Origin of the sequence: Paenibacillus pabuli NBRC 13638, from assembly GCF_001514495.1 — a bacterium.
Taxonomy (GTDB): domain Bacteria; phylum Bacillota; class Bacilli; order Paenibacillales; family Paenibacillaceae; genus Paenibacillus; species Paenibacillus pabuli.
On sequence record NZ_BCNM01000023.1, the window covers coordinates 60,303 to 82,926 of the forward strand.

The following is a 22,624-nucleotide window of genomic DNA, read 5'->3' on the forward strand; positions in this document are numbered from 1 at the left end:
AAGTGGTTCAATGGACACAGGTAGACCATGAATTGGCAAGACAAAGCGAGCATGTGCTTCGAACATTAAATGAAAAAGGCTACGAAGCCTACTGGGTCGGTGGCTGCGTGCGTGATGAGCTTATGGAACGCAGTGTGGATGATATGGATATCACCACGTCTGCTTCTCCTGAGCAAGTCATGGATCTGTTCGCGGATTGCATTCCAACAGGCCTCCAGCACGGAACGGTTACCGTTCGGTCAGGAGGATATTATTTTGAGGTTACGACTTTTCGCACAGAATCTGAATATAAGGACAATCGAAGGCCTACTGCGGTTCACTTTGTCCAGGATATCAAGGAAGACTTGCAACGGCGTGATTTCACGATGAATGCACTTGCCATGGATCGAAACGGAAATATCGTTGATCCTTTTGGCGGACAGACGGACATTCGGGATAAACGGGTCAGATGTGTGGGATCAGCGAAGGAACGTTTTGGTGAAGATGCGCTGCGGATGCTGCGCTGCGTTCGTTTTGCTTCGGTATTCGATTTCAAGATCGCCCACAACACCTGGAAGGGATTAGTTCAACAGAAAGATCTGCTTCAACATATCGCCATGGAACGGGTTCGAACCGAGATGGTCAAAATGATGGCAGGTCCCCATCCGCTAAGAGGTCTGGAATTGCTGCGACGAAGTCAGGCATTGGAGCATGTTAAGGTACCAGTTTACGTGGAACGATTCAATCAAAGTCTTTTGTCTGAAATGGTTCACTTGGTGGATGAGAACGTTATGCTGCGCTGGTCGATCGTACTGATTGCAGGTCAGTTTACCAGAGATGAAGCAGATGCTTTACTTCGGAAATGGACGTTTTCTAACGATGACCGTTCTCGCATTACCGGAGTTCTTGAGGTGGAACAACAGGTTAAAGCTCTCGTTCAGGAACAGAAGAACGAAGAGGCACTGCGAGCCGAATGGATCGTTACGGTGTTGTCTTGCGGGCGTCAGGCAACAGAGGACTGGCTCATGATTCAACCCTTACTCCCATCAGGTTGGCGTAATCAAGGGGTTTTGCAAGAAGGACAGGTCGATGCTATACATTTCAATGGTGCTGCATGGAGTCAATCCATGAAAGTACATGAATTGAAAGATCTGCATATTACCGGTGAGAACGTATTGCAGTCGCTTGGGCGCAAGGGCGGACCTTGGCTGGGACAGTTGATGAAATATCTGTTGAGAGAGACTGCGATTGGAAATATAAAGAATCAGCATGACGTGCTGACCAACGAAGTGAAGCGGGTGGCTGCAGATGACAAAGCATGAGGAACTGTTACATATGTTACTGAATGCAGAAGGAGAGTTTGTGTCTGGTGAAGAGATCAGTCGCAATCTGTCTATTAGCCGAACGGCCGTGTGGAAACATATTAACAAACTGCGTGACATGGGTTATGAGTTTGAAGCAGTATCTCGCAAAGGATATCGGTTGGTTACCAAACCGGACAGCATTGATTCAACGGCACTTCAGCTGGCGCTGAAAACAACGGTGTTTGGCCGGAAAGCCTTAATCCTTCATTCTACCTTATCCACCCAAGGAGATGTCCAGCATATGGCTGAGATGGGGCAGAGTGAAGGAGCAGTTGTGCTGGCAGAAGAACAGACGGGTGGACGAGGTCGCTTTGGTCGTAAATGGTTCTCTCCACCCGGCAAAGGCATCTGGATGAGTGTTCTAATGCGTCCGGAGCTTGCACTGCAAAATACACCACAGCTTACCTTATTAACGGGTGTGGCGGTGTGTCGTGCCATTCGGTCATATACAGGTGCTGATGCTGGGATCAAATGGCCTAATGATCTTTTGATAGATGGTCGCAAGGTATGCGGGATTCTGCTTGAATCAACCGTTGAAGACCACGAATTACGCTACTGTATCGCAGGCATAGGTGTGGATGTGAACTTCGATCCCAAGGATTATCCAGAAGATCTCATATCGATTGCAACGTCGCTTAAGATGGAGACGGGTCAGTCCATAGATCGGACCAAACTTGCAGCAGCCATTCTCACGGAATTGGAACATTTGTATTTCTTGTACCAGAAAGAAGGATTTGGTGTAATCTCTTCGCTCTGGGAAGCTTTATCCGTTTCAATGAATCGTGAGATTAAGGTGGCCAATCCACAGGGCGGTTTCGAAGGGGTGGCATTGGGTCTTGATCCTTCTGGAGCATTGATTGTGGAGAAGCAAAACGGCGAACGGGTATCCGTATATTCAGGTGAAGTTTCGTTGGTAGATTAAAGAATATGTCGAAATTACACAGGTAAAATAAAACATAAAGCGTGAAGTTTGAGCAGAACTTTGGTATACTGTGTTCGTGAGGCGATATCGGCTAAGGCAGACCGAATTGCACTCCGGCAATAGTATGCTTTGTTCTGCTTCAAATTGTGCATCAATCAGGCATGAACGAATGGTAATAAAGTGAGTTGTTGGATTCTGCTCTGAGCCGAAGAGGACCGAGACAGAAGGGACGATCGCAAGTGACTCTTTTTTGACTTTTCGGGACTTTTTAGTGGAAAACTAAAAGGTTTTTTTGTTGCGTTTAAATTGAAAAGGTGAGAGGAGCCATGAAGAAGATGGGAAACAAACAAGCACTGAATATTGTGAAAATGAAAAAATATAAACAGGACGGCGTGCCGCTAAGCATGATTACAGCTTATGATTATCCGACAGCCCAATTGGCCGAGGAAGCAGGTATTGATCTGATTCTGGTCGGTGATTCACTGGGGAATGTGGTGCTGGGTTATAACTCCACCTTACCTGTAACGATTGACGATATGGTGTACCATACACGCTCTGTCGTGCGTGGTGCAGGAAATACGTTTATCGTGGCTGACATGCCCTTCATGACGTACCATGGCAGTGTTGATGAAACGCTTAAGGGTGTCCGTCGCCTGATGCAGGAAGGTCATGCACAAGCGGTCAAGATGGAGGGTGGTCTCGAAATCGCTGATACGGTAAAAGCGGTTGTGCAAGCCGGGGTACCTGTACTTGGACATATCGGGCTTACACCGCAATCCGTGAATCAAATTGGCGGTTATCGCATTCAGGGCAAGGATGCTGCAGATGCCAGACGGCTGATGGACGAAGCCAAGGCGCTTGAAGCGGCCGGAGCCTTCGGCATAGTACTTGAACTGGTTACCGAGGAGGTGGCAAGAGCCATCTCAGAAGAACTGTCTATCCCTACGATTGGCATTGGCGCAGGTAGAGGATGTGATGGGCAGGTACTGGTCTTCCATGATGTGGTTCAGTACGCTTCTCCTTACACGCCAAAACGCTTTGTCAAATCATATGGAGATGTAGGAACACTGATTCGCAGTAGCATTGCGTCGTATGTGAAAGAAGTCAAGGATCGTTCCTTCCCAGCAGAGGAGCATGTATTTACCGCGGCTGACGGCGTTCTGGATCAATTGTACGGACATCGCAAAGAAAAGGTGGAGACCAAGGCATGAAAGTGATACGGACAATCGCAGAATTAAGACAAGAAATCAGCTTGCAGCGTCAGTCGATTCGGTCCAAAGCGCCTGTTGTGGGACTGGTGCCAACGATGGGATTTCTTCATGAAGGCCATGCAAGCTTAATGCTTGCTGCCAAACAACAAAGTGATATTGTGGTATTGAGCATATTTGTTAATCCGATTCAATTTGGTCCGAACGAAGACTTCGAGAGCTACCCCAGAGATGAAGCGAGGGATGTAGAAACAGCTCGTGCACAAGGGGTGGATATCGTATTTATTCCCTCCGTTGAAGAGATGTATCCACAGCCGACACAAACGACCGTATCGGTTTCTCGTTTAACGGATCGCTTATGCGGTGCTTCTCGTCCAGGGCATTTTGACGGAGTAACTACGGTCGTGTCGAAATTGTTTAATATTGTACAGCCAGAGCGTGCCTTTTTTGGAATGAAGGACGCACAGCAAGTTGCAGTAATCCAGCAAATGGTTAACGATTTAAATATGGCAGTAGAGATTGTACCTTGTCCTATCGTTCGTGAGAATGATGGCTTGGCGCTTAGCTCGCGTAACGTATATCTGAGCGCTGAACAACGTCAGGAAGCGCTGGTTCTATCCAAAGCACTGCGTGAGGCACAAGAAGCTGTAGATACAGGCACGGCGACAACAGCAGCGGAAATACGCAGTATATTACGTCAGAATATTGAGCACTCACCGCTGGCCGTCATTGATTACGCGGAAATCCAGGCTTTTCCAAGCCTAGAGCCGCTGGCAGATCAGGAAAAAGTTCATGGTCGTGACGATCTGTTGATTGCTCTTGCAGTAAAATTCGGCAAAACAAGATTAATTGACAATATAAGGCTGCAACCATCGGAGGTACTATCCCATGTTTAGAACACTCATGAAATCCAAAATCCACCGGGCAACGGTAACAGAGGCAAACCTGAATTACGTGGGAAGCATTACCATTGATGAAGACCTGATGGAAACATCTGATCTGATGGAAAATGAGAAAGTTCAGATTGTGAATAACAACAATGGTGCTCGTCTGGAAACATATGTTATCCCGGGACCACGCGGAAGTGGCGTCATCTGTCTTAATGGAGCTGCGGCCCGTCTGGTACAGCCTGGAGATACCGTCATTATCATTTCATATGCAATGATGTCTCAAGAAGAGGCAAATAATCACAAGCCTACTGTCGTTTTCGTGGATGGACAGAATAAACCTGTACAAACGATGAAGCAGGAAGTTCACGCGACGATTATGTAATCGACTGGTAAGGGGAATGAAATCGGTGCATTCTACAAAAAATGAGTACAGGTCACTGCACTAATCCATTTTTTCAAGGGTGGGGATGCATCGATGTTCCAGCATGTTTTCGCAGAAATGAACGACATGTTAGATGAAATTATCAAGCGCTACCCTTCTGCTGAAGGCCTAAACAAACAGGAGCTGCTGCAAAAGTGGAATTTACTGAAGCGGATGAGTGACGGGATGATTGATGAGTGGCTGATGTTTGAGGAAAAAATGAGTCAGGTTAGGGAGCAGGAAATGGATAAGCCGGCTTCTGCTTCCCTTGAACCTGAACAGGAAGCTGTGACCGCTTTGCCAGAACTCTATCTGGAATGTTTCAGTCGAGGACAGGGATATTTCAAATTGCAGATGTATCCACAGGCGATTATGCAATTTTCGAGAGTTGTGACCGACTATCCGGAAAGCGCACTGACTCGTTTTTACCTAGCATTGGCTCATCTTCATTTGGAACAGACTTCAGAAGCTGGAATACACTTGCAGCGAATTATGCATTTAAATGGATCGCCGAGATTAAAAGGGCTGGTATGTAACGTTTTGGGCTGTATTGAGGCCAAGCTCGCGAACCTTGATGGTGCATGTTCCCTGTTTGCACAGGCGCTTCAGTATGACCCGACGTTGACCGAACCGTTGTATAACATGGAAGCATGTCGATTGAACAACGGACAATTGCAATATGCAAATCAGCTGACGGCCCTGAACTAGGCCCGTTCGGTGGCAAGAAGACGGTGTTCCCTCCTCTGGCATAGCGGCGGGGACACCGCCTTTTTTTGTCAGTTAATTTTCAAATGCCCTTTTTTTTGCTATGCTGTAACATAGACTGGAATGGAAGGGACCGTACATTGCAATGAAATTTGCCGTATTGGATTTCGAAACAACCGGCACGCAGTCCGACGGCGAGATTATACAAGCCGGGCTTGCCATCATAGATCATGACTACAGCATAACTCAAATATATAGTTCTTATGTGAATCCGGGTGTGCCGATTCCTCCGTTTATAACGGGGCTAACCGGTATTACCAACGAAGATGTGGCGGACGCTCCCTCATTGGAAGAGATGATGATGGAGATGGTTCCGTTACTGGACGATGTCGTTCTCGTTGGACATAACGTTGCATTTGATTTTCATTTTCTTCAAAATGCATTGGATCGCTGCGGCTATTTGCCGTTCACCGGCCGTATTCTGGATACGATTGATTTCCTGAAGATCACGTTCCCGTCACTGGGTTCATATCAGCTAGGCTATGTGTCTTCCGAATTTGGATTTCAGCATGACCGCCCTCATCAGGCAGATAGTGATGCGTTAGCTACAGCTTTTGTATTACTGAAGTGTCTTGATGAGCTGCGCGCATTGCCTCTGATCACGATTCAGCGCCTCAGTGACCTGTTTGCACCGGAAGATAGTGACTTAGGTTGGTTCTTCGACGGTATGCGCACAGAGAAGGAAGCTGAGCCCATTCAGGATCTGGAGGGTCATACGTATTACCGACAGTTTGCCCTGAACGTAAGTGACTGGACAGAGATTGGTGCACCAAGGGATGAGCGGGAAGGGAATCCCCTGGAAGGTATCAGCTTTGAACAGTATATGGATCAGGTACGAGAGAATTTGAAGGAAACGCTGGATCATTATGAGGAGCGCGAGGCGCAAACTCAGATGTTCAGCAGTGTACGACAAGCCTTGGACGAAGAAAAACACCTTTTGATTGAGGCTGGAACCGGTACAGGTAAGTCACTTGGTTATCTGCTGCCGGCCATTTACGAGAGTGTGAAGCAAGAACAGAAAGTCATGGTCAGTACACATACCATCAACCTGCAGGAGCAATTGAGAGAGCGGGATATTCCCCTGCTGACAAAAGTGGTTCCTTTCCCGTTTAAGGCAGCGGTGTTCAAGGGACGTGGGCATTATCTGTGCCTGCGCAAATTTGAGCAGAAAATCAATAAACGTGAATTCGCCACACCAAAAGAGGACTATTTTACTGCGGCTCAGATGATTGTATGGCTTACGCAGACGGAGACTGGTGACGATGAGGAGCTTAATCTCAGCGGACGCGGGGGAGACTTTTGGGAGACGGTACAGAGTGAATCGGAGTCTTGTCTCGGGCGCTCCTGTCCTTGGTTCCGCAAATGTTTCTACCATCGGGCCAAACATGAAGCAGGGTTATCCGATATTGTCATTACGAATCACTCTAAATTGTTTACGGATGTCAAAGCAGCGCATCAACTGCTGCCAGCCTACGAAAGTCTGGTGATTGATGAAGCACATCATCTAGAGGATGTGGCGGGTAAGCATCTTGGACTGCATATGAAATATTTCACGTTGGTTCATACATTGACTCGGCTGTTTAAAGATAGCCGTAATGGCCAACTTCCGATGCTTCGTTCCCAATTGTCGGGTCATGAAAATTCGGTACAGTGGGGCTCCATGATTGATCAGATGTTTCCGCTAGCAGTTGAAGTCAAAGAGATGTGGGATCGACTTAGTGATACATTATTCGGATTATTGCCTGAACGAACTGATGCTTCTCCAGGCGAGACAGGACAGTTCTCTCTTCGACTGAAGCCTTCGCAAAAACCAGCAAAATGGCAGGAATTGCAGGAGGTTGAAAACCAGATTTATGTAACCCTGGGTGACTTCATTCGCAAAGGCGACAAGCTGCTGCTGGAAGTCAAAGAAGATCAAGATGATTATCAATCTGATAGTTTGATTACGGATATTTCAGGTCTGCTGAAGGACTTGGCAACAATCAAGGATAATCTGCGTTTCTTCATGCGGATGGATGATACCAAAACGGTTTATTGGATGGAAGCCAGCGGCCAGTTCCGCAGTAAATCTCTGCAACTGTATGCTGTTCCTGTAGATGTCAGTGCACAATTAAAGGAAATGTTCTTTGATAAAAAGAAAAGCGTTGTGCTTACTTCGGCTACGCTCTCGGTAGACAAGTCATTTCAATTTATGATCGAGCAGCTTGGATTGCAGGAAGCTTCCGAGAATAACCGTCTGTTGACGTCCATGTTGCCGTCACCCTTTAACTATCGAGAACAGGCTCTGCTCGTTATTCCACGTGATTTTCCGAGCGTTAAGGGCAGCGTAGGTGATGCCCATTTTGTGGATATGCTCGTACACTCACTCGCAGAAACGGCCATTGCCACTCGTGGCCGTATGATGGTATTGTTCACATCCTACCGTATGCTGCGACAGGTCTACGATCCACTTAAAGAGGCGTTGACTGGTAACGATATCTCATTATTGGGCCAAGGAGTGGACAGCGGCAGCCGTTCCAAATTGACACGCCGATTCCAGGACGCAAAAGCTACGGTGCTTCTTGGCACAAGCAGCTTCTGGGAAGGGGTAGATATTCCGGGAGAGGCATTGACTTGTCTAGCCATTGTCAGACTTCCTTTTCAACCGCCGAATCATCCATTGGTGGAAGCGAAGAGCGAGCTTTTGCAAGAACAGAAGAAAAATCCGTTTATGAAGCTGTCTGTGCCGCAAGCGGTCATTCGTTTTAAACAGGGTTTCGGTAGGCTGGTTCGCACAGGTCAAGACAGAGGCATCGTGATTGTATACGATACACGCGTCATTGAAGCTTACTATGGCAAATACTTTTTATATTCATTACCAGGTCCCAAAATGGAGCATATGCTTGCGGAACAGATGGTTCCGCGAATCAAGGAATGGCTCGATAAGCCAACCGAAGAACAGCAATAACAGACTACCGATTTCTTGTGCCCACTGCGTCATTGCATGTAGCCTGTGTTCAGCGGTAAAATTGATTAGATCATTCATTTGTTTCATGAGCCTGCAAGTAATGCAATTATCTTTTATATAACTAGAGCATTCTGTAGAATTACTGTTCTTCTCGTATGAACTGATTGATGCAGGATGCTCGTCTTTTCATCTATCTATCGTGGCCTTGGTAAGGGGGAGCAATGAATGAAATCAGATAAAATCTCGGAAGCCGTGGTGCGACGTTTGCCCGTTTATTTACGCTACTTAAATGAACTGCATCAGCGCGAAGTCAATACGGTTTCTTCACAAGAACTTGGACTGAGGCTGGATTTGAATCCGGCCCAGATTCGTAAAGACCTGGCTTATTTCGGTGACTTTGGTCGTAAAGGGATCGGGTATGACGTTTCCTATCTCATCGAGAAAATCCGCCATATTTTAAAGATAGACCAGCAGATCAATGTGGCTCTTGTCGGAGCCGGTAACCTGGGACATGCACTGTCCAATTACAACGCATATCTGAAAGACAACATGAAGATTGTTGCTGTATTTGATGCCTACGGTCCGAAGATTGGAAGCCAAATCAACAGCCTGACGGTACAGCCGATGAATGAATTAACAGATTCGATCAAAAAGGATAACATTCGCATCGGAATCATCACGGTTCCCGATACAGAAGCCCAAAATGTTGCGGATCAGCTGATTGAGTCGGGAATTGAAGCGATCCTGAATTTTGCACCAACAATCCTCAAAACCCCGCCGCATATTCGCATTCATCATGCCGATTTTACGACGGATCTGCTTAGTCTGGCTTATTACTTGGAGAATGGAAAGGACGACGAGGAAGATGACGAGAAATAGATGGGTTATTCACAACGGCAAATTTGCTGTTAGTGAGGGTGCGAATTGGAAAGTGGTTCACGGTTATATGATCGTAGAGAATGACCAGATTGTGCATATTGGTGAGACGTTGCCGGAAGGAGACGAAAGTCTGACCAAGGTGGATGGAAAAGGATTGCTCTTCCTGCCGGGTTTGATCAATACGCATGGCCATGCAGCAATGTCCCTTCTGAGAGGTCACGGGGACGATCTGGCGTTACAAGTATGGCTGGAGGAGAAAATGTGGCCAATGGAAGCCAAAATGACCTCTGAAGACGTATATTGGGGCACATCACTTTCCGTGCTTGAAATGTTGAAAGGCGGAACAACTGCATTCCTCGATATGTATGATCATATGGATCAGGTTGCGAAAGTGGTGGAACAATCCGGTGTTCGGGCTGCTCTGGCACGTGGCGTAATCGGACTTTGCTCAGAAGAAGAACAACTGCGTAAACTGGAAGAGTCCGCAGCATTTGCCCGTCAATGGAATGGACAAGCAGACGGAAGAATTACAACAGTAATCTCTCCACACGCTCCTTATACTTGTCCTCCTGATTACATAGAGAAGCTGGTACAGGTTGCTCATGACCTGAATCTGCCTTTGCATACTCATATGTCTGAAACACTTCGTGAAGTGGAGCAGAATGTAACTGACTATGGTCTTCGTCCTGTCGCACATCTGGAGAAATTGGGCTTCTTCTCACGTCCATCCCTGGTCGCCCATGCCGTTCATCTGAATGATGAGGAGATCGAGATTCTCGCACGGCATGATGTAGCCGTTTCCCACAATCCAGGCAGTAACCTGAAGCTGGCTTCGGGTGTTGCACGTGTACCCGACCTGCTGAAAGCAGGTGTGACCGTGTCCCTGGGAACAGACGGACCTGCAAGTAACAATAATCTGGATATGTTTGAAGAGATGAGACTGGCTGCATTGATTCACAAAGGTGTATCCGGTGACCCAACGGCCGTTCCAGCCGGGGAAGCGCTGCTGCTCGGAACTTCGTATGGTGCCAAATCGATTTTCCTGAACAATACAGGTGCTCTGCAAGCAGGCATGAAGGCTGACTTCATCGCACTTAACATCGAACAGGCCCATTTCTATCCACATACCGATCTGATTTCCCACACAGTCTACTCGGCATCAGCCAAAGATGTGGAGCATGTGTGGGTCGATGGCAAACAAGTGGTCAAACATGGCGAATGTCTTACCATGGACGAAGAGCGCATTTTGCATGAGTCTCAGCTTGCATTTGACGGTCTGCTCGCCCGTTAATCTCAGAATGGCAGCGTCATAGGGGAAAGGAAGTTCGGCTTTTGAAGAAAAAAAAGAAGTGGATATGGATTTCGCTGCTGCTCCTGGTTCTGATTCTGTTTGGACTTCAGCGGTATTATGTCTATGTCACCCAGGATCAGCGCAAGGAAGAGGCGTTGGCCATACAGGCGGCACAAGACCAGCTTGGAATAACGTCATATGAAGACCTGCGGAAGTATGTATGGGGTCAGAAGGATGGCGGAGACAACATATACTGGACCCTGATCGGCAAAAATAAGGATAACCAGAATGTAGTGGTATGGGTCAAGTTTGATGGAAATAACAAGCCTGTGACGGGGCCGAATGCTGTACACAGTGAACTTCTGCAGAACGGCATGTCTGAAGCTCAGATTCGAAGTCGGTTCAGCTCTGAAGTTCCAGGTGGGGAGATCAAGCGAATCATGCCAGGTGTTGTGAATGGAATCTATGTATGGCAAGTGTATTATAAGGATGACACTCACAATTACTATCGTTTTTATCGTTTTAGTAACGGTGAACAGGTTGATCTGGTCTATACCATCCCGAATAGCTAGAATAGGCAGCAGATTTAATATTGTCTAAAAAAACTTGGAAAGAACCGGCAGACGGAAATCCGACTGAACCGGTTCTTTGGCGTACTTTTTTGACCATTTTGGATTTGAATAGTTAAAATTAATAATTTATTCATATTTTCGCCTTAGATATTGTATATACGATGTGATATACTCAAATATGTACTCAAGGATACATCATACACAAATAAATCCTGGTAGGCACATCACAGGACATTATGTACACATATTCATATTCTTGGCTACAAGCTACAGGATGGGCCAACATTTAGGAGGGGTAACTCACTTGAAGATAAAAGTATTGCCTATTGCTTTAACTGCCGTCATTTCAGCCGTCTTGTTGTTTGGAGGCTGGTTTGTGTACCGTCATGTGGCTGTGCAAAGCCCGATTGAAAAGATGGTTACCCAATATGACGGAGTCAATGACGTTCAATTAACTATTAACCGCAATGATGTACAGTTGAAACTCGATCTGCAGCCAGATGTTGATTTGGGCAGATTGGTACAATATATTCATAAAGAAGGACAGACCTTGATTGGCGCCCGGTCATTGAAACTGGATGTCGTGGATCATTCCAACGAAGCGCTAGAGAGCTGGTGGGGAAGCGCCATGTTTACCGTGGCTCAGGCGATGGAGAACAAGCAATACACCGAGATTACCCCAACGTTGTCCAAGATGGCAACGAACGGGATCAAGGTAAACACTGCCATGGACGACAACAATGTATATGTCAGCCTCAGAGATGGGGATGCCAGCAAGTTTATTATTCTGCCGCGTGTGCCCGGTCAGATAGGAGTGTGGCCCAATGCCTAAATGGACGAAAGAAATTGCCATTGGATTTGTACCCGTATTGATTATCTTTCTTGCTTTTATCGGTGTAAACATGGTTCCCATCCTAATCGCCGCATTGCTTGTGGGTGGGCTGCTGCTCATGATGCAAATGCGCGGAGGAATTACGGTAGGAGCTGGCCAGGAACGTAAACGCAAGAAAAAAGGACCTTCCAAGCTGACTTTTGAAGAAATCGGGGGTCAGGAAAGTGCCAAACAGGAACTGCGGGAAGCGCTTGATTTTCTGATCCGGCACGAAGAAATCCAGAAGTACGGGATTCGTCCTTTGAAAGGCATTTTGCTCACTGGTCCTCCCGGAACAGGGAAAACATTGATGGCCAAAGCAGCTGCCCATTACACAGACTCTGTTTTTGTTGCAGCCTCAGGCAGTGAGTTTGTTGAGATGTATGTTGGTGTAGGTGCGGGCAGAATCAGGGATTTGTTCAGGGATGCAAGAACGCGTGCCGCTAAAGAAAATAAGGAAAATGCCATTATATTTATCGATGAAATTGATGTGATTGGTGGAAAACGCGAAGGTGGACAACAGCGTGAATATGATCAGACACTGAATCAGCTGTTGACAGAGATGGATGGGATATACTCTTCCGATACACCACGCATACTCGTAATTGCAGCGACAAACCGAAAAGAAATGTTGGATAGCGCCCTGACTCGTCCGGGACGTTTTGACCGTCATATTCAAGTAGACTTGCCTGACAAAAAAGGAAGAAAACACATACTGGAGCTTCATGCAGTCAACAAACCGCTGTTGGAGGGCGTCAGTCTCGATAAGACAGCTGAAGAATCCTATGGTTTCTCTGGGGCTCAGCTGGAAAGCGTAATGAATGAAGCTGCGATTTATGCGATGAGAGACGGCCTGCTCAACATAGAACAGCGCCATTTGTCTCTTGCGATTGATAAAGTAATGATGGGTGAGAAGACAGATCGTGAATCTAGCGTGGAAGAGAAAAAAAGGGTCGCTATTCACGAATTGGGACATGCCATTATGGCCGAACTGGTTCGTCCTGGAAGTGTAAGTCAAGTTGCACTCAGTCCACGTGGACAGGCATTGGGATATGTACGTCATAACCCTCAGCAAGAACAATTTCTGTATACAAAGCGTTTTCTTGAAGAGCAGATCATGATTGCGCTCGGAGGTGCGGCTGCGGAAGAAATGTATTACGGTGGACGCAGTACAGGATCACGCAATGACTTCGAGCAAGCAACGAATGTGGTACAGACGATGATGGCCTCCGGACTTACTTCCCTGGGTATCGTTAACATGGAAATGGTAACTACGGAAGAATTGATGCGGGAAAACAAGATGATTTTGCAAGATCTGATGGAACAGACCAAACGTTTGCTCGAAGAACAGCGGACAATTTTCGACAATTCCCTCGACACGTTGCTCAGGGAAGAAGTTTTGTCTGGCGATCAATTTCGTTGTCAATTTCGTGACAGCGCCCTTCTACCGGCATAATTTATTTATGTCGGTTATTTTTTTTTACATTTCACTCGTGCTAAGATATTATTATATGTTGGGTCGAAATTTGTAATTTTCGGCGAACAGGGTACAATAGAGAAATAGAGAACCGAAAGGATGGAGCAGAACCATGTTTTTCAAAAAGATAGGAGTTGTCGGCGGCGGCACGATGGGGCAAGGTATTTCCCAAATGCTCGCAGCCAAAGGACTTGATGTGCTATTGGTAGAGCATACAACGGAGAAGTTGGATCATGCGTATAACATGATTGAGACCAATCTGGATAAACAACTGGAGAAATGGGCCATTACGAAGGCTGAAAAAAAATTGATTCTTTCCCGAATTACCAAGGTTGCTCACTTGGCTGAACTCGGAACGTGCGATATGGTTATTGAGACTATTTCTGAAGATCTGGATGCGAAAAAAGCGGTATTTAGTCAACTGGACCAAGTTTGTCCAAGCAACGTGATTCTTGCTAGTAATACATCCACGCTGAGTTTGACTGAGCTTGCAAGCTCAACCAAATACCCAGAGCGTGTTATTGGTATGCACTTTATTCACCCGGTTTCCCGGGTTGATCTTGTAGAAATTATCCGTGGGCTGAAAACGTCAGATTCCACATTTGAAGAGACCAGACGTTTCGTTGAAGAAGTGGCGGACAAAAAAGGTGTCATGATCTATGAGTCCCCTGGATTTGTAACGTCAAGACTGATCTGCCTTTTGATTAATGAGGCTCTTCATGTATTGCAGGAAGGCGTCGCTTCTGCTGAAGATATCGATGATGCAATGCGAATCGGATACAACTTCCAGCATGGCCCGCTTGAGATGGCAGACCGGTTCGGGCTGGATTCTGTAGAAGCAGCACTCGAAAGAATGTTCCGTGAATTCGGTGAATTGAAATATCGTCCTTCCACGGTCCTGAAGAAAATGGTACGGGCAGGACACCTGGGTGTCAAAACAGGCGAAGGATTCTTCAAGTACGACAAGGATGGTGACCGGCTGTGAAAGTACTCGTAATTAATGCGGGGAGTTCCTCGCTCAAATATCAATTGTATAACATGTTGGATGAATCCGTATTGGCCAAAGGTCTGGTAGAGCGGATCGGAATGGACTCTTCCATTCTGACTCACAAACCAACGGGTCGTGAGGATGTTACAGAAGTTAGCGAGATTCTGGAACATACAACAGCGATTCGTAAAGTTATTGATATCCTGACAGACAAAGAAAACGGTGTGCTTGATTCCGTTGATGAGATTCAGGCTGTTGGACATCGTGTGGTTCATGGTGGTGAAGCATTTAAGGAATCGGCGTTGGTTGATGATGCTTCCAAAGCAGAAATTCGCCGTCTGTTCGATCTGGCTCCACTTCATAACCCTGCAGCAATGATGGGGATTCGTGCGGCTGAATCCAATATGCCAGGAGTGCCACAGGTAATGGTCTTTGATACGGCTTTCCATCAAACGATGCCGGAAAAAGCATATCTGTATGCCATTCCACGTGTGCTTTACAAAAAGTATAAAGTGCGTCGTTATGGAGCACATGGTACTTCACATGATTACGTAAGCAAGGCAGCAGCTGAATATCTGGATCGTCCATTGGAAGATCTGAAAATCATCACATGCCACGTCGGTAATGGTGGTAGCGTGACGGCTGTACAGGGCGGAGTATCCGTTGATACTTCCATGGGGATGACTCCACTCGAAGGACTAATGATGGGTACACGTAGTGGTGACCTTGATCCGGCAATCGTACCTTACGTGATGAACAAGGAAGAACTGAGCGTGAGCGAAGTGAACTCCATGTTGAACAAACACAGTGGACTTCTTGCCATCTCCGGCATCAGCAGCGATATGCGTGAAATCACAGAAGGGATGGAGGCTGGCGATGCCAACTCCACGCTTGCATTCGAGATGTACGAATACCGCTTGCGTAAATACATCGGTTCTTATGCAGCAGCAATGAACGGTGTAGACGTGATCGTATTTACGGCTGGTGTAGGTGAAAACTCGGTTGTTCTTCGTCAAAAAGTATGTGAGCAGCTCACATATCTCGGTGTTGAACTGGATGAAGCGCTGAATGCAATTCGTTCGGGTGAACCACGTCGTATTACAACTGCGAATTCAAAAGTGGACGTTCTCGTTGTACCAACGAATGAAGAATTGGTTATTGCAAGAGATACACACCGAATCGTATTGAATTCTCAGTAATCTAATTGTAAAGTGAATATAGCGTGACAAGGAAGTGCAGGGGACAGGCATAAGCCTGCCCGCTGCATTTTCAAATTCAGGATACCGAGGAGAGATATGGGCATGAGTACGGATTGTGTAATTCGTAATGTGAATGAGCATGTGGGCGAAACCGTTAAGATCGGCGCCTGGATTAACAACAAACGTTCCAGCGGCAAAATTCAATTTTTGCAACTGCGTGATGGAACCGGATATATTCAAGGGGTAGTGGTTAAGAGTGAAGTCAGCGAAGATATCTGGAATGCTGCCAAAAGCTTGACCCAAGAAAGTTCATTGTACGTTACAGGTATTATCCGCGAAGAGCCGCGTAGTGCTTCTGGTTATGAGATGACGGTTACCGGTGTAGAGATTATTCATCTCACTGAAAATTATCCGATTACTCCTAAGGAGCATGGGGTAGACTTCCTGATGGATCATCGCCACTTATGGCTGCGTTCAACGAAACAACGTGCCATTATGGTCATTCGTGCGGAAATTATCCGTGCTGTTCAGCAGTTTTTTGATGGTAACGGATTTACACAGGTTGATCCTCCAATCCTCACACCTTCATCTGCTGAAGGGACAACGAACTTGTTCCACATCAAATATTTTGATGAAGATGCCTATCTGACACAAAGTGGACAGTTGTATATGGAAGCTGCTGCGATGGCGCTGGGCAAAGTATACTCCTTCGGTCCTACGTTCCGTGCCGAGAAATCCAAAACACGTCGTCACCTGATTGAGTTCTGGATGATTGAGCCGGAAATGGCATTTGTGGATCACGAGGAAAGCCTGCGAGTACAAGAAAAGTTTATTGCTCACGTGGTTCAAACGGTTCTGAAAAACTGTCGTGCTGAACTGGAGTCCATCGGACGTGATGTATCCAAGCTTGAGAACATTGTCGCTCCATTCCCGCGCATTACCTATGATGAAGCGATTGAGTTCCTGAATGGACAAGGTTTTGATATTCCTTGGGGAGAAGACTTCGGTGCCCCACATGAAACGGCGATTGCCGAGAAATACGAAACTCCGGTCTTTATCACACATTATCCAGCTGGAATCAAGGCATTCTACATGAAACCTGATCCTAATCGTCCTGAAGTGGTACTCTGTGCAGACATGATCGCACCGGAAGGGTACGGAGAGATCATTGGCGGTTCTCAGCGGATTGATGATCCGGAACTGATGCAGCAGCGCTTTAATGAGCATCAATTGTCAGAAGAGGCATATCAGTGGTATCTGGACTTGCGTAAATATGGATCGGTTCCTCACTCCGGCTTCGGTCTGGGATTGGAGCGGACGGTAGCTTGGATCTGTGGATTGGATCACGTACGTGAGACAATTGCATTCCCACGTATGCTCTACCGTCTGTATCCTTAATGCTGTACCGCGAGTCTATGGAAGAGACCGGCTCAAAAGCCTGGTTGAATGGAGCAGCTTTTGGTATGGCGGCAGGCACAGCGCAGCTCCCATATGCTTTACTGCGCTATTATCATCAGCTGGGATTAAGTGATGCTGAGGTACTTCTGCTGATTCAATTGTTTGGATTCCGACAAGTGGAGTTCAATGAGTTCCCAACACTAGAAGAGCTTGCTACCCGCATGGGGCTTGCTCCGGAAGGCATTGCAAGAATGCTGCAGCGTCTTATGAGAGAAGGGTATATTCACATTGACGAGCATCGGGATGAAGAACGTGACATTCAGTATGAGCGTTATGACCTGAACGGATTGTATGCCAAACTGGCAGTTTGTACAGCGGAAGATCTGGCCGCTGCCCGTCAGCAACAGCTGGACCGTAATGCATCGCGCCCGGATTCGAACAGTGTTCAAAAAGAAGAGGAAGAACGAAACATGTTCTCTATTTTTGAAAAAGAATTTGGCCGTCCACTCTCACCAATGGAATGTGAAACGATATCCAGTTGGCTGGATCAGGATCGCTATCAAGAGGAACTTATTCTTATGGCATTGAAGGAAGCAGTGTTTGCTGGTAAAGTTCATTTTCGTTATATCGATCGGATTTTACTCGAATGGAGTCGCAATCGCGTGAAGAATGTGCAGGATGCGAAGGCATATACGCAACGTTTCCGTAACGGAGGACGTTAGTATTCATGTCAGGTTAACCAGCATGAATTGAATTCAGAATAAACCAAAAACAGGCCAGAAGATATTCTGCGCCTGTTTTTTTAGATTATAGAGCATTTAGTTCCATGAAAGCTAATCTTTTCAGGCAATGAGCAATCTTTTATAAAAATTTGAATGAATATGCAGGGGTCAACAAATAAGTTGTCGTCTATTGTAGTGGAGAGGAGGGGAGAGTCATTGATGAAGCGCGCTTAATTGAACAAATCCGTCAAGGCGACACATCCAAACTGCGTTTGTTGATCGAAAAGTACAGCCAACATGTATATCATGTGGCCTATTCCGTATTGCGGAACGATCAGGATGCACAGGATGCAGCGCAGGAGGCGTTCATTCAAATGGTTAAATCTCTCCCCGATTACCGATCCGAAGGTTTCAAAACATGGCTGACCCGAATTGCCTTTCACAAAGCAATTGATGCCAAACGCAAGCTGGGCAGACGAAGTGCTGAGGATCTGGGCGGAGAAGAAAAAATAATGAACATGCCCGGACGTGAAGAAGATGTTCTTGTCCGTCTCGTTCGTGAAGAACGTCAGGAGAAGATTCGTGAGCGAATTAATCAGCTGCCTGCCCAGCACAGGGACATTATTACTGCGTATTACTTAAGCGAAAAAAATTATGAACAGATCGCCAGTGATGCACAAGTGGCAGTGAAAACCGTGGAGTCCCGCCTGTATCGTGCCCGGCAGTGGATTCGAAATCATTGGAAGGAGGATGAGTGGCGTGAAGAATAAAGAGATGTATACTGTCCAGGAGTGGACTGATTATATCGAAGGCCGAATGACGGTGAATCAGGCAAGCCTAATGGAACAGGTATTGATAGACATACCGGATGCGATGGATAACTATCTCGAAGCTTTGGGTATTCATCGGGAGTTGCCCCAACTGGACGATCCGGCAGGTTTTGCAGATTCGGTCATGAATCGCATTAACGATATGCACGCCTCGAAGCCAAAGCGAAAATCGCGTTCCGGACGAAGCCGGTTCTGGTTGAATCATAAAGTGTTTCATTATGCTGTAGCGGCTTGTCTGACGTTAATCTTTCTTTCCTCTGGGGTCTTTGACAAAGTAGCGCCTTATCATAAGTTCCAGGACGGTGATCACAGGGAATCTTTCACGGAAAAATGGACGGAGGCAGCCACTTCCTGGCTGGATCACTTTAAGCCTAAACTATAAATTTAATTTGGTCACATTGCCTGAAAAGAAAGGATGACGACTGTGCAATCAGATCGTAACAAAATACTTGCATTCTTATTAAACCTGATTCCGGGTCTGGGTTTTCTCTATTGGGGTCGGCCCGCCAGAGCTGTAATCTATCCTTTGCTCTTTTTTGGGACAGCTGTTGGTTCTTTTATGCTGGCAATTCTGGTGAGTGAGAGGGAATTAATGATTCTTGGAGCCTTGGGGGCCGTATTCTTCTGGTGTGTCAGCATGCTGGATATGGTTATTGTCCTGCTCCGTGCCCCATCTCCAAGGGATGCACGTTACCATGGATATGGAGCACATTACAGTGGACCACATCAGGGAGCATACGTTGGTCAGGAAGGACATCTGGGACAGATGGAGATGGACCAGGAGGGGCCATATCAGCATCAAGGCGGTGAGTATGGTGTTCCTGAAGCTGGGTATGGTCAACCTATGTATCGAAAAGGTAGCGAGGGAGAACGATTTTTCACCATTTTACTTTCCTTTGTTCCTGGACTGGGTCATCTTCACCTCGGGCTGTTACATCGCGGTTTATCGTTTCTGATGGCGTTCTTTGGTTCATTTGCGATGATGGTATTTGTAGCTTCGATTACGAATGAATCGGTATTTCTGATGTTTTTGCTCATTCTGCCTGTAATATGGGTGTACTGTATGTTTGATGCGGTTCAGCACGTCCATCGCAAGCAAGCTGGTGAGATATTGCAGGATCGTACGTTGTTCGAGGAGCTGGAGATGGGCAGGGCTTCTGGACGGCGAAGCAAAGTGCTGGCAACCTTGTTATCAGCCTTTCCGGGTGCGGGTCATCTGTATCTGGGACTGCAAAAAAGAGGCATGCAGCTGATGTTCCTGTTTCTCGGCAGCATTTACGTTCTGGACCTGCTTCATTTATCGGTGTTCCTTTTCATGATTCCGTTGATCTGGTTCTACAGTTTCTTTGACGGACTTCAGTGTTCAAGTCGGTATGGACGTGAACCTTTGACCGATCAACCTATTTTCAAGGATTGGGCGCGTCACCAGCGCCTGATTGGATTTGGTATTGCTGCTCTGGGACTTTACTATCTGTTTATCCGCTTGGTCATTCCACAGCTGAATGAGATGTTCCCGGATGCATTTATGACGTACGAGATTCGATCATATGTGAACACCGTCATAGTGTCCTTGCTGCTTATTTTTGGTGGTCTGAAGCTGCTCTTCGGCAAGCAGAGGGGGACCGGGATCAATAGTGCGATTCATCGAAATGATGAGGGAGCAGACAGTCTCTTTTTGTTCAAGGATCAGGATGATCGACTGTAGAGAGCTTGCTTCGTTGAACTAATGAATAGTTACACTGACACTACGGTGACAGAACAACCCTCCAATCGTTGTTTATCCCCAGGATTTTATCGACGCCCTTTTCCAAAGAGGAAATCCGGCGATAAAGGTCCCGAGGGACAAGGAAATATTTCCAAAAAAGTCGCTAAATTAGCGACTTTTTTGTTTTATCGGTACAAGTTCTTAACACAAGTCAATCGGTCGAAAAGGATTATTCCACGTTGTGCCTAAAAATAGACTGGACAAAGCTTAGTGTAAATTTAAACGTTGTAGCCCAAATTTCGGTATTCATCTTGTTTGGGAAACTGTTCTCAAATGGATATTAAGTGTTGTCGCCGTATTCTTTACCGAAGTCCTCCATCTTTTCAAGGATCGGTAGCAACTTCATTCCCTTTTCTGTTAACAAATACTCCACTCGTGGTGGAACTTCAGGATAAACATCACGTTGAATAACGCCATCATTCTCTAATTCCTTAAGTTGCTTCGTAAGAGAGCCTTGAGACAGATCTCCAAGGAATTTTTTGATATCCGAATAACGACGTGTTTCCTCTTTTAGATACCATAATATAAAATACTTCCAACGTCCGGAAAGAACATTTTGGGTAAAAGCTATCGCGTACATATCACTTTTTTCATTCATGAACTCTTTATCAAATCCTTTATTACAAACCCTCATTGATATCACTCCTACTCTATAGGTACAAATAGATGTACTATGTTCATTTAGATTGCCCTCTTTGAAAATGAAATGAATACACTTATAGTTGAGTCAACAACCAAAACAATAACGTTTAGTTTACCTCAAAGGTAAATGAACATTAAACTAATTTTGGTTTTATAGTTAGCAGGCTAAGTAACCATTATATTTTTTAATCTTATAGTTAGCAAGCTAACCATGTGGGCATTATTATGATCCGAGGATTTAATGGAGATTAATGGTTTTCCAGAGCAATTAGATCATCTTCTTTTCTTTTTTGCCCGTGACTTTAGGACGTTCAGAACAATATTCAAATAAGGGAGATGTGTTCATTGAGTAAAAAAATTCGTACAGGAATCATAGGTGCTTCAATTAATAATGGTTGGGCGAGCGGTACACATATCCCAGCCATTGAACATTTGGATGAATTTGAGCTTACCGCAGTGGGGACGAGTAATATGGCGAGTGCGAAGAAAAGTGCAGAAGCTTTCCACGCAAATCACGGCTTTGATAACATAGAGGATCTGGCTCAACATCCTGATGTAGACATGGTCGTCGTCAGTATTAACGTCAAGGAACATTATAATGCCGTTAAAGCCATTGCTCCTGCTGGAAAACCGATCTATTGCGAATGGCCACTTGGATCCAATACAGGTGAAGCGCTCGAAATGCAGAAATGGGTAGCTGACCGCCAATTGCCAAATGCGATTGGATTACAGGCCAGACAAGCCCCGGCCATTCAGTATGTGAAAGATTTATTGGCAGAAGGTTATGTTGGAAACGTATTATCTGCCAATCTAAGGATCTCTATTGATGGTATGGGTGGCGTCGCTGACCAATCCACTGCGTATCTATTTGACCGGAAGATTGGAGGGAACTTGCTGACCATTGTAGGTGGACATAATTTGGATGCATTTACCTACATGCTTGGGGACTTTACCGAACTTTCTGCCCTCACAGCACAGCAGTTTCCCGAAGTCGAATTGGTCGATATTCAGAAAGTCATCAGGAAGACGACAGATGATCAAATACTGATTACTGGAAAATTAACGAGTGGTGCGGCAGCTAGTGTTCATATTCAAGGTGGTGTCAAACATCAGACAGGATTAACACTTGAAATTTTCGGAGTTAAGGGCACAATCGTGTTGAGTGCGCCTGCATCCATTCAATTCGGATCACACCAATTACGCGGTGCAGGACCTACTGACAACGAGCTTCGTGATCTAACCATTCCCGATGCCTATTACTGGGCTCCAAATTCTCTAAAAAGTGATTCAGGATTTGTTCTGAATATGGCTCAGGCTTATCGTAAATTCGCCCAAGATATTCAAGAAGGCACAGCCTTAGCACCTACTTTCGCGGATGCGGTTAAGCTTCATCAGCTACTGGATGCCGTCGAAAAATCAGCACAGACTGGTGAACGTCAATATTTTTGATGCTTAAAAACACGAACCCGTAACGATCAGGTGCATTGCAGCTGC

At 46.0% G+C, this 22,624-nt stretch carries 21 protein-coding genes; 20 read left to right on the plus strand and 1 reads right to left on the minus strand.

Going from position 1 to position 22,624, the window contains the following annotated elements; translation table 11 throughout:
* Positions 1-2: 2 nt before the first annotated feature.
* The 19 genes from PPA03S_RS26005 to PPA03S_RS26095 all read left to right on the plus strand — a co-directional run bounded on the left by PPA03S_RS26005 (position 3) and on the right by PPA03S_RS26095 (position 20,428).
* Positions 3-1,301, plus strand: coding sequence for a CCA tRNA nucleotidyltransferase (locus PPA03S_RS26005; protein WP_062327471.1), 1,299 nt, complete (start codon positions 3-5; stop codon positions 1,299-1,301).
* The gene (locus PPA03S_RS26010; RefSeq protein WP_062327474.1) at positions 1,288-2,265 is read left to right on the plus strand and encodes a biotin--[acetyl-CoA-carboxylase] ligase; all 978 of its coding nucleotides are present in this window, start codon (positions 1,288-1,290) and stop codon (positions 2,263-2,265) included. Before PPA03S_RS26005 ends, PPA03S_RS26010 begins: the two co-directional genes overlap by 14 nt.
* A 335-nt stretch (positions 2,266-2,600) precedes the next feature.
* The gene (gene panB / locus PPA03S_RS26015; RefSeq protein ID WP_062327640.1) at positions 2,601-3,476 is read left to right on the plus strand and encodes a 3-methyl-2-oxobutanoate hydroxymethyltransferase; all 876 of its coding nucleotides are present in this window, start codon (positions 2,601-2,603) and stop codon (positions 3,474-3,476) included.
* Positions 3,473-4,369 (plus strand): pantoate--beta-alanine ligase, encoded by an 897-nt coding sequence (panC, locus tag PPA03S_RS26020; protein WP_062327489.1) that lies wholly within the window; start codon positions 3,473-3,475, stop codon positions 4,367-4,369. The genes panB and panC overlap by 4 nt, the downstream gene beginning before the upstream one ends.
* Complete coding sequence (gene panD, locus PPA03S_RS26025; RefSeq protein ID WP_062327492.1) at positions 4,362-4,745, plus strand: aspartate 1-decarboxylase; 384 nt, start codon at positions 4,362-4,364, stop codon at positions 4,743-4,745. Before panC ends, panD begins: the two co-directional genes overlap by 8 nt.
* Before the next feature lie 117 nt (positions 4,746-4,862).
* Positions 4,863-5,492, plus strand: a complete 630-nt coding sequence (locus PPA03S_RS26030; RefSeq protein WP_245683734.1) for a tetratricopeptide repeat protein — start codon at positions 4,863-4,865, stop codon at positions 5,490-5,492.
* A gap of 142 nt (positions 5,493-5,634) precedes the next feature.
* Positions 5,635-8,496 (plus strand): ATP-dependent DNA helicase DinG, encoded by a 2,862-nt coding sequence (gene dinG / locus PPA03S_RS26035; protein ID WP_062327499.1) that lies wholly within the window; start codon positions 5,635-5,637, stop codon positions 8,494-8,496.
* Positions 8,497-8,721: 225 nt separating this feature from the next.
* Positions 8,722-9,375, plus strand: coding sequence for a redox-sensing transcriptional repressor Rex (locus tag PPA03S_RS26040; protein ID WP_062327502.1), 654 nt, complete (start codon positions 8,722-8,724; stop codon positions 9,373-9,375).
* Complete coding sequence (locus PPA03S_RS26045) at positions 9,362-10,666, plus strand: amidohydrolase (protein ID WP_062327505.1); 1,305 nt, start codon at positions 9,362-9,364, stop codon at positions 10,664-10,666. Before PPA03S_RS26040 ends, PPA03S_RS26045 begins: the two co-directional genes overlap by 14 nt.
* Before the next feature lie 41 nt (positions 10,667-10,707).
* Positions 10,708-11,238 (plus strand): DUF5590 domain-containing protein, encoded by a 531-nt coding sequence (locus PPA03S_RS26050; RefSeq protein WP_062327508.1) that lies wholly within the window; start codon positions 10,708-10,710, stop codon positions 11,236-11,238.
* A 304-nt stretch (positions 11,239-11,542) separates the two neighbouring features.
* Complete coding sequence (locus tag PPA03S_RS26055; protein WP_062327510.1) at positions 11,543-12,070, plus strand: hypothetical protein; 528 nt, start codon at positions 11,543-11,545, stop codon at positions 12,068-12,070.
* Entirely contained in the window at positions 12,063-13,565 is a 1,503-nt protein-coding gene (locus PPA03S_RS26060) for an AAA family ATPase (protein WP_062327513.1), read from the plus strand. Before PPA03S_RS26055 ends, PPA03S_RS26060 begins: the two co-directional genes overlap by 8 nt.
* A gap of 133 nt (positions 13,566-13,698) precedes the next feature.
* Positions 13,699-14,571, plus strand: a complete 873-nt coding sequence (locus PPA03S_RS26065; protein ID WP_062327516.1) for a 3-hydroxyacyl-CoA dehydrogenase family protein — start codon at positions 13,699-13,701, stop codon at positions 14,569-14,571.
* The gene (locus tag PPA03S_RS26070) at positions 14,568-15,773 is read left to right on the plus strand and encodes an acetate/propionate family kinase (RefSeq protein WP_062327519.1); all 1,206 of its coding nucleotides are present in this window, start codon (positions 14,568-14,570) and stop codon (positions 15,771-15,773) included. Before PPA03S_RS26065 ends, PPA03S_RS26070 begins: the two co-directional genes overlap by 4 nt.
* Before the next feature lie 102 nt (positions 15,774-15,875).
* Positions 15,876-17,171, plus strand: coding sequence for an asparagine--tRNA ligase (asnS, locus tag PPA03S_RS26075; RefSeq protein WP_062327522.1), 1,296 nt, complete (start codon positions 15,876-15,878; stop codon positions 17,169-17,171).
* Between the two features lie 17 nt (positions 17,172-17,188).
* A complete protein-coding gene (locus PPA03S_RS26080; RefSeq protein ID WP_062327525.1) occupies positions 17,189-17,893 on the plus strand; it encodes a DnaD domain-containing protein in 705 nt (234 codons plus the stop codon).
* 275 nt (positions 17,894-18,168) lie between these two features.
* Positions 18,169-18,663 (plus strand): RNA polymerase sigma factor, encoded by a 495-nt coding sequence (locus PPA03S_RS26085; protein ID WP_245683735.1) that lies wholly within the window; start codon positions 18,169-18,171, stop codon positions 18,661-18,663.
* The gene (locus PPA03S_RS26090) at positions 18,653-19,105 is read left to right on the plus strand and encodes a hypothetical protein (protein WP_062327528.1); all 453 of its coding nucleotides are present in this window, start codon (positions 18,653-18,655) and stop codon (positions 19,103-19,105) included. Before PPA03S_RS26085 ends, PPA03S_RS26090 begins: the two co-directional genes overlap by 11 nt.
* A gap of 42 nt (positions 19,106-19,147) precedes the next feature.
* Positions 19,148-20,428 carry a hypothetical protein gene (locus PPA03S_RS26095; RefSeq protein WP_062327531.1) on the plus strand — a complete coding sequence of 427 codons (1,281 nt, stop codon included), beginning with the start codon at positions 19,148-19,150 and terminating at the stop codon, positions 20,426-20,428.
* A gap of 340 nt (positions 20,429-20,768) precedes the next feature.
* Here the strand turns inward: PPA03S_RS26095 and PPA03S_RS26100 are convergent, their stop codons facing one another.
* Positions 20,769-21,122 carry a winged helix-turn-helix transcriptional regulator gene (locus tag PPA03S_RS26100; RefSeq protein WP_062327533.1) on the minus strand — a complete coding sequence of 118 codons (354 nt, stop codon included), beginning with the start codon at positions 21,120-21,122 and terminating at the stop codon, positions 20,769-20,771.
* 353 nt (positions 21,123-21,475) lie between these two features.
* Here PPA03S_RS26100 and PPA03S_RS26105 point away from each other — a divergent pair, with 353 nt between their 5' ends.
* Positions 21,476-22,579, plus strand: coding sequence for a Gfo/Idh/MocA family protein (locus PPA03S_RS26105; protein WP_062327536.1), 1,104 nt, complete (start codon positions 21,476-21,478; stop codon positions 22,577-22,579).
* The last annotated feature ends 45 nt before the right edge of the window (positions 22,580-22,624 follow it).

Bases quoted from the DNA above. Each gene is read 5' to 3' on its own strand.
- PPA03S_RS26010 (WP_062327474.1), top strand. From the start codon at position 1,288: ATGACAAAGCATGAGGAACTGTTACATATGTTACTGAATGCAGAAGGA.
- panB (WP_062327640.1), top strand. From the start codon at position 2,601: ATGGGAAACAAACAAGCACTGAATATTGTGAAAATGAAAAAATATAAA.
- panC (WP_062327489.1), top strand. From the start codon at position 3,473: ATGAAAGTGATACGGACAATCGCAGAATTAAGACAAGAAATCAGCTTG.
- panD (WP_062327492.1), top strand. From the start codon at position 4,362: ATGTTTAGAACACTCATGAAATCCAAAATCCACCGGGCAACGGTAACA.
- PPA03S_RS26030 (WP_245683734.1), top strand. From the start codon at position 4,863: ATGAACGACATGTTAGATGAAATTATCAAGCGCTACCCTTCTGCTGAA.
- dinG (WP_062327499.1), top strand. From the start codon at position 5,635: ATGAAATTTGCCGTATTGGATTTCGAAACAACCGGCACGCAGTCCGAC.
- PPA03S_RS26040 (WP_062327502.1), top strand. From the start codon at position 8,722: ATGAAATCAGATAAAATCTCGGAAGCCGTGGTGCGACGTTTGCCCGTT.
- PPA03S_RS26045 (WP_062327505.1), top strand. From the start codon at position 9,362: ATGACGAGAAATAGATGGGTTATTCACAACGGCAAATTTGCTGTTAGT.
- PPA03S_RS26060 (WP_062327513.1), top strand. From the start codon at position 12,063: ATGCCTAAATGGACGAAAGAAATTGCCATTGGATTTGTACCCGTATTG.
- PPA03S_RS26065 (WP_062327516.1), top strand. From the start codon at position 13,699: ATGTTTTTCAAAAAGATAGGAGTTGTCGGCGGCGGCACGATGGGGCAA.
- asnS (WP_062327522.1), top strand. From the start codon at position 15,876: ATGAGTACGGATTGTGTAATTCGTAATGTGAATGAGCATGTGGGCGAA.
- PPA03S_RS26080 (WP_062327525.1), top strand. From the start codon at position 17,189: ATGGAAGAGACCGGCTCAAAAGCCTGGTTGAATGGAGCAGCTTTTGGT.
- PPA03S_RS26100 (WP_062327533.1), bottom strand. From the start codon at position 21,122: ATGAGGGTTTGTAATAAAGGATTTGATAAAGAGTTCATGAATGAAAAA.